The sequence below is a fragment of the Lacibacter sp. genome, from assembly GCF_057361365.1.
The window spans coordinates 76,291-92,677 of the sequence record NZ_JBMQSG010000019.1 but is presented as its reverse complement, the minus strand read 5'-3'; the positions used below and the strand labels follow the sequence as shown (position 1 = coordinate 92,677).

The following is a 16,387-nucleotide window of genomic DNA, read 5'->3' as shown; positions in this document are numbered from 1 at the left end:
TCTTTTCAAATGATCATTTAATAACCGTCTGCAATTGTTCTTTTATGCCGAATTGATATTCTATTTCTTTATTGTGCTCGCCTAATAACGGTGCACCTTTTCCAGCAGGTAATATTTCACCATCAACTTTAATTGGGCAACGTGTAGTGGTCACTGAAATACCGTTGCTTGTTTTTACCGTCACTTCCATTTCCAATGAACGATAACCTTCCTGTTTCACCAACCGGTCATAATCCATTACCTGTGCACACCAGATATCTGCCTTCTCTAAAATATTCAGCCACTGAGCAGATGGTCTTGTTTTTAAATGACCAGCCAGTATCAATTTTATTTCATCACGTTTGGCAAACCAATCGTTGCTGTTGATAAACTCTTTCAACGGCTCACATTCCAACAGCTTTGCAAGTGTTGGAATATTGGTCATTGCTAATGCAATGTAATCATCATTTGTTTTATAAATACCATAAGGTGCTGCAATGTAGGCATGCGCACTGTTCACTGCACCACGCACCGGTAATTGCCGTCCATCGTTGTAATAACAGGTCAACACTTCAAACTGGAAATCAAGAATGCTTTCCAGCATACTCACCTGCACCAATGCACCTTCGCCTGTTACAGCTTTCTGGTATAAAGCTGCTAATATTCCCTGTGCAATGTGTGTGCCTGCCATGATATCAACCACAGCCACACCCATTGGAGTGGGACTTTCATCGTTATTATTGCTGAGCCATGTTAATCCTGAAACAGATTGCAATAAGAGATCCTGCCCTGGCAGATCTTTCCACGGACCTTCAACTCCATAACCACTCACCTCTGCATATACAACATCGGGTTTGATCTGTTTCACCGTTTCGTAATCCAAACCAATTCGTTCCATTACTCCGGGTCGAAAATTATGCATTACCACATCTGCTTTAGCAATCAATTGTTTTACTTTTTGCAGATCGCAGTCGTTCTTAAGATCGGCTGCATAGCTTTGTTTGTTGCGGTTGATGGCGTGAAAAATTGTTGATTCACCTTCGATCATCACATCGCTCACATACAGCTCACGACAGATATCGCCGCTGCCTGGTCGTTCGATCTTGATCACCTGTGCACCCATATCGGCCAGTCGCAAAGCCGCTGAAGGCCCCGACAAAAACTGGCTGAAATCGATCACTAATATGTCTTCTAAAAGTTTCATTGTTTAATTGTGAATGGTCAATCGTTAATGGTGAATGAAAACACACCCGTAACACTTAACTCGTAACAAAACACTATTTACTAACAACTATCGGCTAACTACTTCTTCCAACTCCTTCCTGATCTTTTCATTCTGTTCGCCTAACTGCGGAGCCGGTCTGTCTGCTGTTAATCGTTTACCATTGATGCGGATAGGGCATCTTGTAGTTACGATCGTTTTATCTCCTGCGTGAATGGTTTGTTCCATCTGCAATGCCTGGTAAGCTTCATGATCGGTCATTTCATCCCAATTCAATACTTCCATTGCCCACAGCCCGGCTTCCTGCAAAGCAACCAACCATGATGCTGTTGTTTTAGTTTGCAGATGTTCTACCAACACAGTTTTTATTTCATCCCTTAATGCAAATGCATCTTCTTTCGCAAAATGCTTTAATGCTCCGCAACCAATTGTATCGCCCAACACATGAATATCCATCATGGCAATAGCGATATAACTATCTTTTGTTTGATAAACACCATAAGGTGCACTCAACAATGGCTGACCATTCGCTACTTTACTTCTTAATGGTTGCTGATTATTGGTGAAATATGTGGTGAGCAATTCAAACTGGAAGTCGAGTAACGATTCCATTAAACTCACTTCTATCAAAGCACCTTTTCCGGTTTTTGAACGACGGATCAATCCACCTAAAATTCCCTGCACTAACTGAGAGCCCGCAAGTATATCGGCAATGGAAATACCAAATGGTACAGGACCATTTGTACCGTTACCAGTTGTATATGCTAATCCTGTGATTGATTGTAATAACAGATCCTGACCGGGTTTATTTTTCCACGGACCTTTCTTGCCATAACCAGAAATTTCTGCATAGATCAATCGTGGATTGATCTGTTGAACTGTATTGTAATCAAGTCCATTTTTACCCATAACATCAGGACGAAAATTATGGATCAACACATCGCTCTTTGCTATGAGTTTTTTAAGAATGGTAATGTCTTCCGGGTTTTTCAGATCTGCTGTAAAACTTTCTTTGTTGCGGTTGATGGTATGAAACAACAACGAATTATTATCAACCCACAAATCTTTAATCGCCAATTTACGACCAGCATCTCCTGTGTTCGGACGTTCGATCTTAATGACTCTTGCACCAAGATCGGCCAAACGCAAAGCAGCCGATGGGCCTGATAGATACTGACTGAACTCCAGCACCACAACTCCGTTTAATGGCAATGCACTCATGCTGTTACTTCAGTTTGTTTTGAAAGACTTTGTTGGTATAGTTTATTCATTTCTCTTAAAGCTTTTGAAGGATCACCATCATACTCCAAACAATCCTGCAACGGATCGCCTGCATGATCCTGGAAATGCAGGTAGCCATTGTAACGTGGACGCATATAACCATTGTCCATCACCGGCAATACCTGCGTAAAAAAGTAATTGGTTAAATGATTGGCTGAAGCATCTGTCCATGCACTTCGATGCCCTGGTTGTCCGCCATGCTGCACATACATTGTACGTTGACATTCACCTGACGTTACCATCGCAGCAAAATCAACTGCCACATCTTTATGATCACTAAAAGCTGAAACAGAAATGCCTGTTCCGCCAATGGTTGTTCTTAATCGTTTTCCATTAAAAGAAACCACATCGGTATAATGCAACAGGTTTTGTGCATATCCTTTGCGTGAATAGTTTGAATAACCGTATGCAAACGGACAATAGAGAAAATCGTTTGTTGTACTCATCAATTCTGCTACTGCAATAGGATTACGGTTGAACATTTTCTTATCTACCACCGTATACAATTCCTTCATTGTTTCAATAGCCTTTATACCTGTTGCTGCATCTATCACCTCATCTTCGGTTTGAAAAGGTTCTTTACCATGAGCAATACAAAATGTGTAAAAGTTCATGAGCAGATCAATAGGGATAGCGGGCACTGCCACTTTTCCATCCTTCGCTAAATCGATCACATCGTTCCATGTTTGCGGCACATCAATCAACAGATCTTTGCGATAGCTGGCAGCCGGTGTTGCTGCATCAATCGCCAATGCCCATTGGCGACCATTGTAGTTATAACTGATATGTGAAAGACCAACTGAATTTGCCTGTTGATCACGTAAATATTCAGCTGATAAATATTCATTCAACGGTAACGCACATCTTGTTGCATCGGCACAACCCACCCACGGATGATCGATAATAAGCAGGTCATATTCTTTCGTCAATTCTTCAATCGGGAAATCGGCGAACTCCTGTAAGGTTCTTTTCTTCCACCTGATCTCTACATCGGGATGCAATTCGGAATAGCGTTGCGAAACAGCCAGCAGCGGAGTAATACCCCTGCTATGTCCCCACGTGATTCCGTTTAATACAATTGATGCCATCGTTAGCTGTTTGCTTTTTTAACCATTAAGATGTGTTCGCAAAGCATCACTAATTCGTTCTGCTGGTTAAAACATTCTACCAATTCAGTTACTAAACCAAATTCCGGTTTCTTATGTTCTTTCAGATCTTTTATGGTTACTGTTACTTTAATAGTATCGTTAATAAATACGGGTTTAATGAAACGCAGGCGTTCATAACCATACGTCATACTCACTTCATTAATAAAATCGGCAGTAAGACCAATGGCCACTGTGAAGATGAGCGTGCCATGTGCAATACGTTTTTTGAACGGTTGACTTTTGCACCACTCTTCGTCCATATGATGAGGGAAAAAATCGCCTGATTGACCGGCGTGGATCACAATATCAGTTTCGGTGATAGTGCGGCCCTTGGTTTGGCGAACATCGTTGAGTTTAAATTCCTCGAAATACTTCTGTATAAACATAGCTGGCTGCAATCAGTTTTACTAAAAACAGGCTGTTTGCAAAAGGGCAAAATCAGCCGTTTAATCTGAAGTTCAAGGTAAACCAGCCTGCCGGGGTGTTCAATGGAAGGTTTTACTGATTTGATGGATTATTTTACCACCAGCAGCCAACACATTGACGAACAATACCGAAATAGTACAGCATGGACGGGAAATGGCTACTTTCTGAGTAAAGAAAACTTACAAGTGATTGCTAAAACTCAACCACCAATGTTGTTATTGATCGAGCCGGTAATTCAATTCCTTTCATTGAATGTAGCGGGGAAGGTTTCATGTCATCGCCCGAAGCAGCAGAAGTGTTGTAACGCTGAATTTGTTTCAGTTTTCTAACTCCTGGAAGGCTGAGATCAAGTGTTTTTGAGGAAGAACTATAATTAATGATCACGAAAGTTGCAGTGGTTTTATTTGCAAATGCAGATAGCATGACATCCTGCGCTTGTTGCAATAAACTCAATCCATCGTTTCGTTCTATAACAATACGTTGCATACCCGGCCGCACAAAACGGCTGTAATGCCCCAGTGCCCAAAGATTTTTTGTGACAGTATAGTCAGCTTTTGCAGGATCAGCTATATTGCGCAAAGCAATTAAGTTGTAACGTGTTTCTGCATCTGCACGGCCAGGCTCCCATGCATTCCAGAAATGCCAGGCAGTTGCATTGGCTACTGTAAAATCATGATGAATCATTTTTGCAAGAAACAATGCACAGTCCATTGACGATCGTCGTTCCTTCGATCCTTCCTTATAACCATCGCCCAGCATACTGTACTCCGATTGCCAGAAGGGAACATTGTATTTCGCAGCAGTATCGTTTACTTTTTTTCTTACGTTGATGATGTTTCCATCACCATGATCAGTAAAGTAACTGTGGCCTTCTATTACTTTATGGAGATGCTTCAGATTTCCCAGGTACAATTTACTATCCTTTGCATAAAACTGTTGCAGCTGTTTCGATGCATGATTGTTACCACTGTACAAATAAGTTAAGTCTCCGGCTTCTGTGATAAGAATTTTTGTAGTGAGTTGTTGAGCAGTTAATGCACTATCGAGCTGCACCGCTATTTTATAAATGTCTTTATTATGCCAGGGCGAACCTTCCTGGTTCATCTGCCCAAACTTTGCCGACCAATCCCACTGCGGTTCATTAACGGGACTGATATAGTTGAATTGAACTCCTTCTTTGTTAAAGTGTTTGATTACGGTTGCTAAGAACCCTGCATACTCACTGTATTGGTCGTCCTTTAAATTCGTAACAAAATCTTTTTGTGTACGAAAGCCCAGTCCATTTTTGGTGAATTGTACAGGTGGCGTGTTGGAGAATGCAATCAGATCCTTCACGCCATATGCAACAGCTTTCTTTGTGAACCACACATAACCTTGCTGCTTTGTAAAATCGTAGGTACCATCAGCTGAAAGAAAACTTTCTACTCTGCGAAACGTATTACGGATACCGCTGCTGTCGCCTTGCTCAAACGTTCCACCACCAATATTAAAACGCCATGCCGATAAGCCAATGCCCAAAGGATTACCAGAAGAATCGAATGCTTTACTGAACAACAGCTCAGCCATGCGTTCCTTCTTTTCATCGGGCCAATACTTACCGATTTCTTCGCTGTACCATGCGCCTGATGCTCCGATGTTTTCGATGGTTTGTGCAGTACGTTTCAGATCGATGGTAAATGTTACAGTTTGTGCAGTTGCATGCACACAACATTGCGCAACTAAAAACAACAACACAAAGCGAATTCTATACATGCAGCAGAATTAAGGAATAAAACATTTACCAACTATTAAACGATCGCTTGAAATATCCACTTCAAACAAATGCGGAATACGACGATAGCGTCCATTCACTTCTTTATGGCTATGTACCGACATCAACAACTTACCATCAAACGTGCGGAACAGCATACCATGACCAAAATTGGGCGGCGTAATCGGCTCTTTCTCCTGCACCCACGGACCATCGAGTGTACCGCTTGTTGAATAAGCAACACCTTGTGTGTACACATCGTAGATCCAGCTTGTCCAGATCATTCCCAATCGTCCTGTTTTTGTTTCGAAGAGCCACGGCCCATCTGTTACTTTGTTGGGTTTATCATTTCCATTCGCATCTTTTTCACGACTCCATGGTGCATCGCTTGCACGAAATAATAAAGTTGACTTGCCAACAGTTCCGCTCAAATCTTTTTTCAATTCTATTTTTTCAATCGTACCATTTAAGTTTTGCAACCACTCGTAACAATAAACCATGTAAGGTTTGCCATCTTTATCGATCCACAATGTGCCATCTAGTGTTGGCATGTTGGCTGGCAAATAAACTTCATCCTTCATTGGCACATAAGGGCCATCCGGCTCATCGCTCACCAGCACATGACATGCACGTCGTTCAATTGCAGTACCGTTCACCGTATCAATTTTTACATTCCTGTTGGTAAAGGTTGCGAAATAATAATACTTGTTTTGGTAGGAGTGAATTTCTGCAGCCCATATCATTGGTGAAGGCCCCATCCACGAAATGGAATCTGTTTTAGCAATTCTGTAGGGCCCCTCCCACAACTTTAAATCTTTGCTCTTCCATAATGCACCACCGGTGCCTGTCAAGTAATACAGTTTTGTTTTTGCATCGGCAAGGATAAACGGATCGCTCAATACAATTGAATCGAGCGGAACATTTTTTCTTACCTCGGGCTTTCGTCTTTCCTGTGCCGACAGCAGACAGGTGAAAAATAAACAGCTGATTAAACTCATCCAGGCTCTCTTCATACAAGTTGTTGTTGGGAGAATATTTTTTGATACGAATATCGTAATTGAGATGTTAATCGGCTACAGGAATTTCAACTCTACTGTACACATGCGCCCATTTCAAAGAATCTTTACCATCCTTTGAAAAAACGACCCCACTAAGAAAGAGTTTCTTTTTGTCTTCACTAAACTTGTACTGATTAATAAACTTTTTTCCTCTTAAATCCCATACAGCCTTATGCCATAGTTCAGAGACGTGTTCGCTGTACTGCGTGTTGTTTACTATTTCATATTTACCTCTATGCGACATGATCGTCACTCCATTTTCAAAACCAACATTGTAATAATCTCCGTTTTTCTCAAACACTTTTATATGAAACGTTTGTAGATGGGTTGGGTCACCGGTTGTCCACACACCAATCATATCAGTTGCGGAAAAATTTTCATTTCGGTTCGTAAATGAAGTAAATAAAACGGACGAGATCAAAAGGAAAGCGAAAGTCTTTTTCATAATTAATGCTTTTAGTAATAGATAATGCTAAATGATTTTTGAATTTAAATAAGATCAAAGCATGCCTTCTTATTTTTTCAACAAGCCTTCACTCGTCATTACAATACGTTTCATCGTTCCGTCCTTATTATAATACAACCGATCGATACAAACCGAACGATGAAACCCACCATGATCGGCCAGCACACCATTGTGATAAATAAAATACCATTTGCCCTTAAATTCAATAATTGCCTGGTGATTGGTATTGCTGTTGGCTGCCACTTCATTCAGTATACCTTGGTATTGCCAGGGGCCATTGATGTTTTTGCTCATGGCATAAGCGATCTTTTCTGGAAATTGGTAAGCATAGGAAAGATAATACCAGCCGTTGCGTTTATGTATCCACGGTGCCTCTGTAAATTTTGGCAAGCCTTCTACAACTTGTATAGCTCCCTCAAATTCAATCATATTCTCTTTTAGTTTCACGTAGTAGCATTTAGTATTTCCCCAAAACAAATAAGCTTGCCCGTCTTTGTCGATGAATACAGATGGATCAATATCATCCCATGATATTCCTGTTGTCTTCGTCATATCGTTTGTGATAATAGCTTTGCCTAACGCATCTGTAAACGGTCCGGTTGGATTATCAGCTACTGCAATACCAATTGCTTTACCGCCGATGGTTTTATGTTCAACAGCGGCATACCAATAAAATTTTCCGTTGCGCTCAATAACTTGTGATGCCCATGCATCGGCTTTCGCCCATGTAAATGCTTTTACATTCAAAGGCGAAGGATGTTCTTTCCAGTTGATCATGTCGATTGAAGAATAACAAAGCCATTCATTCATTACATAACGTGCCTGGCCTCTTGGTGCTTCGTCATGGCCCGTATATAAATACACCGTATCCTTGTAAACCAGCGCTGCAGGATCGGCAGTAAACTTATCACGTATAATAGGATTAAAAGGAACGGAGTCGCTGTAAACCGTTTTTGTTTTTTGCGCATACAAGGATGTGCTCATTACACATATAACAACTGTTACTGAAACTAAACAAACTACTTTCTTCAACATCTCTTTCTGTTATTTATCATTTTTTATTTTGAATAAAGAAGGCCCCCTGTAGAAACATGGGGGCCTTTCTGTCGATTATGACCCTAACAATAATTTGTGGGAGCCAATTTCATTTCCCTATTCTATTTAATTGCTGCTAAACAATTGAATTCTTTTTATCTGGATATAACTTCCAGGGTTACCGCTTCCAACGATATTAGCAAGGAAGCCAATTGACACTACTGTTGGAGCAGAAAGCGTGAACGTAAAGCTTCTTGTATCGGTGGCGCTTGGCGAAGTTTTTCCAACTGGTGTAGCATTATAAGCACCAACAGATCCCAAGGCTGTAGAAAGATTCGCAAGAACAGGAATTCCCGTTCCACCTGCTGCCGCTACACAGTAAATTGTTGAATTTGCCTGGAGCTCCGAATATTCATCAAATGAAACGATGTATCTGCCTGCGGGTAATGGCGAAGATGTTGCCTGGTAAATGATACCATTGGTAACGGGAGTATTATCCCATGTTTCCCAATTAATAACCCCACCTGCATCTGAAGAAAAACCTCCGTTTACACCGCCTTTATTTTTTGCTGCTGCATTGGTGATCCACGGAGCAGCGAGTGTGCCCCATCTGCCAGCCAATGTTGCATATTGAAAACCCGGTCCTGTATTAGATAAATACTGACTTGTGATTTCATATTTCACCCCTACTGTTTGCTGTTGACTGCTGAATGTATCAATCGCATTTGGTTTCGGGAGATATAATGTGCGTATGATCACCGATGTTCCCGACTTAAAACTATTCAACGTTGTTAACGTTTGTGATAGCGGAACAAAAAGTGAATCCACCACATCCCCCACTTTTGTATAACGCACCCAGGTACCTAATGCACCTGAAGCTGCATCAAGATTATCCCAGGCCAATTCAGTTTTTCCGCTTGGCATTAATTCAGCACGTGTTATCACCCTGTTGCTCAAACCACTTTCATATTTAGGACCGTATGCTGTACCTGCAGCATTCACCTTCATTGATTTATTACCAACTGCATCAAACGTTTGAATGGTGAAATTGTAAATACCTTCCGGTACCGATACGATTTTGCTAAAGCTATCAATGCCCGTTCCTTTTGTGATGGCGTACTCAATAGAATCTTTTCCATCGTTCCAGGTAATTTTTGCTTTTGCAATTTTTGGATCGGCGGGTAATAGGCCCGTTATTTTTATACGTTGTTTACCGGGATATGTTTTTACAGAATCAATTTTGCCGGTATAGATTACTTCGCCTTCTTCTGTATATTTTTTATAATCATCCCACTTTGAACAAGCAGCCAATGCAAGCACCAGCATTGCGATCACCGAAAGCTTTTTATATTGTTTTTGCATGTGTTTATTTTTATTGTGAATGATTAACGTGGATCGCCATACACTTTTAGTTCATTAATGCTTTGCGCAGTACCCCCTGCAAAATTCTCAAGGCAACGGATGCGGATATATTTCACTTTTGGTGCAGCCAAATCAATTTCCCAGCTAAAACCTGCTGCTGCAGTTGCCTGGTCATTCGCATCGTCAGTACCATAAGGTAAACCCGAAGGTTTTTTCACTGTGTATGAACCCAGCAACTTCCACGTATTATCTAAAGCACCATTGAGGTTTGGATTATCGGAACCATATATTTCAAAACGCTTCATGGTAGTGAGATAATAAAAACGTGTTCCTTCAGGGAAGGGACGAATCCAGATACGACTGAGTTTTGCTAATACACCTGTATTGAATGTGATCATGTTCGGACCACTGCCACTAGGAACCTGGTCGGTGAAACTTGTATAGGGCCAACCCAATTTTCCATCCCATGCAAACTGCAGAGCTGCTCCGTTTGTTACCTGTTTTGCATCACCTGGTAATACAAGACTTGAAAATTTAGATGGATCAAGTTGCGTTTCAAAAATCGGGTTTACGATCTTGTACATCGTATCTGTTTTATTTCCCCACCTGTCAACTACTAAAAATCCAAAACGATAATTGCCTGTATCAAGACCACGAATCTTTGACAGTACACTATCTACATTTGTGTACACTGTTTTGTTGTTATCAATTTCATACTCTTTAAACACGTTAGGTTTGGTTACAATAATTGAAATGTTTGCCTTTGATGCATTCACTGCAGTAAGATTATAACCACCAAATGCATCTTCCACTTTTATACTGCGGTATACATCCCAGATAGGGGCAGCCAATGGTTTTATTTTTACTGTAACAGGTTGTGATGCTACTTCTGAACGACTTACAGAATATAATTTCACTTCATGTTCCAGTGTATCGGCAAAACCTTCCACCACCAATGAGTTGTTATAGTACGATGCTTTTGTTTCATATTGTTTACCCGTAGTAATGGTATAAACAGCTTTAACATACATCAGCTTAGGATCGTTTGGCAACTTGTAAGAGATCGTTGCTTTGCCCCTTCCGTTTGTAACTGTTACTTCAGTTATTTGTGCAGGAACGGTTGGATCGTTGCTGATGGGCGTGTGTGTTTCCAGCTCTTTACTGCACGATGCAATAATGAATGCTGTAAGAAGCAAAGAGGGAATTATTAGTTTGATCAGTTTCATTGTAATTTTTTTCTTGATTGTTAGAATCAGATTACCAGCCTGGGTTTTCTACGAGGTTCGGGTTACGACGTGTATCATAATTGCCGATTGGCCAGAAGTAATCACGTGGCGCAACAAAACGCTGACTGAAAATGAATTTCTCTTTGTAGTAAGTGCCGTCTGTTTTTCCTTGCACACTCCAGCCGGTAATGTCTTTGTTCAATTCATCGGGCGCTTCTTTCCAGCGACGAAGATCCCAGAAACGTTGACCTTCAAACATCAATTCCAATGTACGTTCACGATGAATGATTGAACGCAAACCTGCCTGTGTTGCATATTTGCCAGGTGTGCTAGAGAAGTTTGTCCATGATTCAACAACACCTTTTAATCCCGCACGCTCTCTTACTTTATCAACATATGAAATAGCAGTGGCTGATCCGGCATTTACTTCATTTTCTGCTTCTGCATAAAGAAGATAAAGATCAGCAAGACGAACTTCGGGCCAAGGATATGAACGCCATACAGGTGCTGCTGTTCCTGCGGTTGTCGATTGCCAGCTAACAAGTTTCTTTACAAAATAACCAGTCTCACTCCAGTTGGTAAAATGACCAAACCCTGCGCTCTCAACGTTCTTGGCCTTTACATAGTAAGTACCAATATCACTACCCGTTGCGTTACCGTCTTTCATATACCAAATGCCGCCATCAAAACCTAAGTTGGCATAGAAGCGTGGCTCCCTGTCGAAATTTAAACGTGCGGTTACAAATCCTGGTTCAATGTAATATTTCTCAGCTGCTGTTGCTGTGCGCAGTTGATCGTAGTTTGCAAAATTTAATGTTTTGTCTTCTTCAATTGGTACACCGTTAGAAGTGTAAAACATTTTGGCAATTTTGATTGGTGGTGCCCACACACCTTGCAACTGAAAACGATTCGTGTTACTTCCTCTTGTCATTGGAGGCATACACAATGCTTCATTGGGGAAGTACATGAGTGAATTACCCCATACCGTTTCAGAACCCCAGCGTTCAGTAACTGCATTGCGGACATTCAATTGAGTTTTTGTTTCAGTACTAAGGTTATGGATATCGTTTTTATAATAGTAAAGTGCAAAGCCATTTGCTTCAGCTGCATCAATTGCTTCTTTTGCTGCATCTCTTGCTGCTTCCCATTTGTCGGGATCAGGTGTTGGGTTGAATAATGCCACACCCTCTTTATCTTTAAAATTTGCAAAGTCAGGATTACCATTAAACAACGGGCTTGCAGCCATCACCAGCAGTTTTGCTTTAACAGCTAATGCAATGGGCTGCGTAATTCTTCCCAATTCTGTGTTTTCATTTTGAATGCGTGCAGGCAATAAGGTGATTGAACTATCGAGCCATGATGTGATAGTCTCAACGCATTCATCAACCGGCGCACGTTTTACATAAGAACTTGCAGGATCAGCTTCCACGGCAACATTTTCTTTAATGAGTGGAATAGGACCATACATTCGCAACATGTAATAATGATAAAATGCTTTCAGGAACAACACTTCACCAATCCAACGTGAACGCTCAGCAGGATTGATATCGGGCACTTTGGTCATATCAGCCATGTTCTCTAAAAAGATGTTACAGTTGCGAATGCCATTCCATATTTTCTGATGATCATAACGAGTGTTGCCCGTACCGCCTTTTCTCCAGCCTGCCCATTCGTTAAAGTAAGGATCTGCAGCATTTTGTTGACCTTGTGCAATACGGAATGCAGCATGCCAGTGTGTTTGATCATCTTGCGGTAACCAAATTTCATCTGCAGCAGCCATTCCTGCATTGTACCAGCCATCGCCATTCTTAGGCAAATAAGAATAACAGGTAAATAAAAACTTCTCCGCTTCAACACGCAGTTTAAATGCGTTGTCGATAGTTGAAATATTATCCGGCACCACATCGAGATACTTGCGGCAGGAATTAAATGTTGTTGCTAGAACAAGAAGAGCTGCAGCAAAAAGCATTCTCCTGTTTACAACTTTATGATTGATTTTTGTATTCATTGCTTAACTGTTGAATAATTAAATTAAAAGTTGAGTTGCACACCCATGCTGTGAACAGATTGAATGGGATAGTTTAAACCATTGCCACCCATTTCAACATCCCAGAGTTTAAATCCGCTGAGTATAAAAAGATTGGTAGCAGAGAAATAAACACGAGTGCCTTTTAATTTCAAAGCTTTAAAATCAGGTAACGTATAACCCATGTCTACACTTTTCAGGCGTAAGAAAGCACCATTACGTAACCACCATGTAGAAGTTTGATTGTTTGAATTCACTCTCCATGTGCTGAGGCGTGGCCAGAATGCATAAGGGTTCTGATTATCTTCTGACCAATGATCATCGGCAATAACTTTCAATAAATTATTCTGATAACCACCATTCAAATAAAATGGTTGAATGTTCCATGGATTAATAAAGAATGAACTGCGTGCCGCACCCTGGAAATAAAAGCTGAAGTCGAAACGCTTAATACCAAAAGATGCACCAAAGCCATAAATGATCTCAGGTTGTTGAGGATAACCAATTGGCACCATGTCATCATTGTTGATCAAACCATCACCATTTACATCTTTGTATTTAATATCACCTGCCAATAAACCAAGGTCACCAAATTGCACCGGTGAGTTGGCTACTTCTTTCTGATCGATAAACAATCGTTCAGCAATCAACCCCCAGGTTTGGCTGATGGAATGATTTGCTCTTGAGAGGTATGCTATGTTTGATGGATAAACAATTTCATCCGTTACTTTTACTTTGCTTGTTGCGTAAGTAAGTGTACCCCTTATATTCATCCATGCATTTTTACCAATGGAACGTTGATAGTTTATTGCAACATCAATACCCTGTGTTTCTGCTTTACCATAGTTTGAAGAAGGAATAGCAGAGAAGCCGGCAGCAGATTCAACCGTTGACTTCGCCTGCAAAATTTGTGAACGCCATTGTTTGTACACATCAACAGTAATGTTGAGATCGTAAAACAATTTCATATCCATACCAAGGTTCATTGAACGTGATTGTTCCCAGGTAATATCGTCGTTTGCATAACGTGAAATAGAAACACCATTGCGGCCATAAGTACCTGCACCATCGTTGCGGCCAAACGATGCACCAAAGCCACCGTCGTTAAGATTTACATTTGATAAATAGAAGAAGCGATCGTTGATATTTCCGATCTGGTCGTTACCTACCAAACCATATGTAGCACGGAATTTAAGATCAGTCACTACTTTTTTCAATGGTTCAAAAAACCTTTCGTTTGAAATGCGGTAAGCAATACCTGCTGAGGGGAAGAAACCAAAACGATTATTCTGTGCAAAACGTTCAGAACCGTTATAACCAAAGTTGAATTCAGCAAGATAGCGGTTATCAAAACCATAAGTAAAACGTCCGGATAATGTTTGGTTGCGTTGCGGTAAAGAAGCAGTAACGCTACCAGCATTTCCTGTTTCGTAGTTTGAAATTACTGCAATGATGTTACCACCAACATTGTGCTTTTTAAATACACGGTTATAGGTAACTGATCCTTCCAGCCAGAAACGTGAGTCAACTGTTTTTGTACCTTCTGCATAACCTAAGTATTCTGTACCTACTGTTCCAATAGATGTTGCACTACCATCATTTAACACGGTAAGATTATAATCCTGCGTTGTTGGATCAACAATGGCTGAATAGTAAAAAGGATTATAGCTTCTGTCAACAGAATAAAAAGAATATCTTCTTAAATAACCCATTGCACGAAAACTCAAACCTTTTGTAAGGAAATCAAGGTTTTGTTTTAGCTCTACCTGTGGTTGAAGATTAGATGTTTTATATACTGAATAACCACGTACCATTTGCGCATAAGGATTAACATACAAAGTAGAAGTCAAGCCGTTTGCGTCAACCGTTCTAGCAGAACCAAATAACGGATGCGTAATGTAGGGAAGCTTTGATTGCGGATACCTTGCAGGAAACATTACCTGGTTGGCCCAAAGTGCATTATTGAATGTTGCAGAACCTCCACCAATTGGTCCGTTATAATCATCGAACTGACCATACATACGAATGATCAATTCGGTATTATCAGAAAGGTTGAGGTTTACATTTGAACGGATAGAATAGTTTTTGAGTTTGATGTTACTGTTGAAATTATTGATGGGATCAAGTTTCAATAATCCATTATCCTGGTTGTAAGTACCTGCAACATAGTAGCGGGTTCTGCTTGTTCCACCACTTACATTGAGGTTATAACTTTGGTTAACGGTATATTTTTTTATCAGCTGGTCGATCCAGTTATTGTTGGGATACAAATAAGGATCGTCACCAGCTTTTGTATGTTCAATTTTATTTTGTGTATAAGGCTGCATAGCAAGAGGCGAACGTGTAAGCGCTGCTTCATTTGCTAACTGCATATAAGTAATATTATCAGCCATATTAAAATTCTTCGTGTTTGATGACACACGATTTTCTGCACGGAACGAAAACTTGGCTGCACCTTCTTTACCTGTTCTTGTATTCACCAATACAACACCATTTGCACCACGTGCACCATATACCGAGGCTGCAGCAGCATCTTTCAATACCGAGAAGTCGGAAATATCATCGGGTTGTAAACGGGCAAGATCAGTAGGTGATGATTCAACACCATCAATTAAAATGAGTGGATCTTGTTTACCTGTACCAAACGTTGACAAACCCCTGATGTAAAAAGCAGAGTTATCGGTACCTAAACCAGGCTCACCACTACGTTGAAAAGAAATAACACCAGGAATACGTCCGGCGATAGCATTAGTAAGGTTACCGGTTGGTCCTTTTAACTCCTTTACGTTGACAGTTGTAATGGAGCTCACCATACTTTCTTTTTTCCTGGTGCCACCAAATCCAATAACAACGACATCGCCAAGAGCACCGCTGGCATTTTTCAACACTACATTAATAGAAGTTTGACCCTTCACCGCTATTTCCTGTGTCTCAAATCCCACACTTGAAATAACCAGCGTTCCTTGCGAAGGCACCCTTAAGGTGAAATTTCCTTTGTCATCTGTTTGAGTAGCTCTCTTAGCATCAGATTTCAACTGAACAGTTACGCCTTGCAGCACCGCAGAATCGGAACGAACATTACCTTTTACAGTAATTTCATTCTCCTGCGCAAAGAGCGTAACTGAAAGGCAGAGCAACATTGCTAATAAAGCATAAGCTCTTTTGCCAGCTTTAATAGTTACTAATTCTTTCATGAGCAATCAATACTTGTTTAATTAATAAAAAATAGAACCTTGTACGTTTTGGTTAACGAGCAGGTGTAAGAGGTTGCCGGTTGGACATAGGGATACCATAACCTGTATGTCTCATCTCTTTCGATAAAGCATACTGATCAAAAAAAAGTTCGAATAAGACACCGCATCAGAAAAGAAACCCTTTGGAAACTTTCCGAATGCAGAACAAATTCAA

12 protein-coding genes are annotated in these 16,387 nt (G+C 40.6%); all 12 read right to left on the bottom strand.

What is annotated here, in order from left to right; all coding sequences use genetic code 11:
• Positions 1–13 precede the first annotated feature (13 nt).
• A complete protein-coding gene (locus ACO1QW_RS16490) occupies positions 14–1,183 on the bottom strand; it encodes a CaiB/BaiF CoA transferase family protein (RefSeq protein ID WP_486260421.1) in 1,170 nt (389 codons plus the stop codon).
• An 87-nt stretch (positions 1,184–1,270) separates the two neighbouring features.
• Positions 1,271–2,422 (bottom strand): CaiB/BaiF CoA transferase family protein, encoded by a 1,152-nt coding sequence (locus tag ACO1QW_RS16485; RefSeq protein WP_486260419.1) that lies wholly within the window; start codon positions 2,420–2,422, stop codon positions 1,271–1,273.
• Positions 2,419–3,570 carry an ABC transporter substrate-binding protein gene (locus ACO1QW_RS16480; protein WP_486260418.1) on the bottom strand — a complete coding sequence of 384 codons (1,152 nt, stop codon included), beginning with the start codon at positions 3,568–3,570 and terminating at the stop codon, positions 2,419–2,421. The genes ACO1QW_RS16485 and ACO1QW_RS16480 overlap by 4 nt, the downstream gene beginning before the upstream one ends.
• Before the next feature lie 2 nt (positions 3,571–3,572).
• Complete coding sequence (locus ACO1QW_RS16475) at positions 3,573–4,016, bottom strand: MaoC family dehydratase (protein WP_486260416.1); 444 nt, start codon at positions 4,014–4,016, stop codon at positions 3,573–3,575.
• A 232-nt stretch (positions 4,017–4,248) separates the two neighbouring features.
• The gene (locus ACO1QW_RS16470; protein ID WP_486260414.1) at positions 4,249–5,808 is read right to left on the bottom strand and encodes a glycoside hydrolase; all 1,560 of its coding nucleotides are present in this window, start codon (positions 5,806–5,808) and stop codon (positions 4,249–4,251) included.
• A gap of 9 nt (positions 5,809–5,817) precedes the next feature.
• Positions 5,818–6,819 carry a glycoside hydrolase family 43 protein gene (locus ACO1QW_RS16465; RefSeq protein ID WP_486260413.1) on the bottom strand — a complete coding sequence of 334 codons (1,002 nt, stop codon included), beginning with the start codon at positions 6,817–6,819 and terminating at the stop codon, positions 5,818–5,820.
• Between the two features lie 52 nt (positions 6,820–6,871).
• On the bottom strand, positions 6,872–7,309 hold the full coding sequence (locus ACO1QW_RS16460; protein ID WP_486260412.1) for a hypothetical protein: 438 nt from the start codon (positions 7,307–7,309) through the stop codon (positions 6,872–6,874).
• Positions 7,310–7,378: 69 nt separating this feature from the next.
• Positions 7,379–8,365, bottom strand: a complete 987-nt coding sequence (locus ACO1QW_RS16455) for a glycoside hydrolase family 43 protein (protein WP_486260411.1) — start codon at positions 8,363–8,365, stop codon at positions 7,379–7,381.
• Between the two features lie 126 nt (positions 8,366–8,491).
• Complete coding sequence (locus ACO1QW_RS16450; protein ID WP_486260410.1) at positions 8,492–9,727, bottom strand: DUF4998 domain-containing protein; 1,236 nt, start codon at positions 9,725–9,727, stop codon at positions 8,492–8,494.
• A gap of 23 nt (positions 9,728–9,750) precedes the next feature.
• On the bottom strand, positions 9,751–10,953 hold the full coding sequence (locus ACO1QW_RS16445; RefSeq protein WP_486260408.1) for a DUF4959 domain-containing protein: 1,203 nt from the start codon (positions 10,951–10,953) through the stop codon (positions 9,751–9,753).
• 31 nt (positions 10,954–10,984) lie between these two features.
• Positions 10,985–12,961, bottom strand: coding sequence for a RagB/SusD family nutrient uptake outer membrane protein (locus ACO1QW_RS16440; RefSeq protein ID WP_486260406.1), 1,977 nt, complete (start codon positions 12,959–12,961; stop codon positions 10,985–10,987).
• 23 nt (positions 12,962–12,984) lie between these two features.
• Complete coding sequence (locus tag ACO1QW_RS16435) at positions 12,985–16,173, bottom strand: SusC/RagA family TonB-linked outer membrane protein (RefSeq protein WP_486260405.1); 3,189 nt, start codon at positions 16,171–16,173, stop codon at positions 12,985–12,987.
• Positions 16,174–16,387 lie beyond the last annotated feature (214 nt).

Bases quoted from the DNA above. Each gene is read 5' to 3' on its own strand.
- ACO1QW_RS16460 (WP_486260412.1), bottom strand. From the start codon at position 7,309: ATGAAAAAGACTTTCGCTTTCCTTTTGATCTCGTCCGTTTTATTTACT.
- ACO1QW_RS16475 (WP_486260416.1), bottom strand. From the start codon at position 4,016: ATGTTTATACAGAAGTATTTCGAGGAATTTAAACTCAACGATGTTCGC.
- ACO1QW_RS16440 (WP_486260406.1), bottom strand. From the start codon at position 12,961: ATGAATACAAAAATCAATCATAAAGTTGTAAACAGGAGAATGCTTTTT.
- ACO1QW_RS16450 (WP_486260410.1), bottom strand. From the start codon at position 9,727: ATGCAAAAACAATATAAAAAGCTTTCGGTGATCGCAATGCTGGTGCTT.
- ACO1QW_RS16435 (WP_486260405.1), bottom strand. From the start codon at position 16,173: ATGAAAGAATTAGTAACTATTAAAGCTGGCAAAAGAGCTTATGCTTTA.
- ACO1QW_RS16470 (WP_486260414.1), bottom strand. From the start codon at position 5,808: ATGTATAGAATTCGCTTTGTGTTGTTGTTTTTAGTTGCGCAATGTTGT.
- ACO1QW_RS16480 (WP_486260418.1), bottom strand. From the start codon at position 3,570: ATGGCATCAATTGTATTAAACGGAATCACGTGGGGACATAGCAGGGGT.
- ACO1QW_RS16465 (WP_486260413.1), bottom strand. From the start codon at position 6,819: ATGAAGAGAGCCTGGATGAGTTTAATCAGCTGTTTATTTTTCACCTGT.
- ACO1QW_RS16445 (WP_486260408.1), bottom strand. From the start codon at position 10,953: ATGAAACTGATCAAACTAATAATTCCCTCTTTGCTTCTTACAGCATTC.
- ACO1QW_RS16455 (WP_486260411.1), bottom strand. From the start codon at position 8,365: ATGTTGAAGAAAGTAGTTTGTTTAGTTTCAGTAACAGTTGTTATATGT.
- ACO1QW_RS16485 (WP_486260419.1), bottom strand. From the start codon at position 2,422: ATGAGTGCATTGCCATTAAACGGAGTTGTGGTGCTGGAGTTCAGTCAG.
- ACO1QW_RS16490 (WP_486260421.1), bottom strand. From the start codon at position 1,183: ATGAAACTTTTAGAAGACATATTAGTGATCGATTTCAGCCAGTTTTTG.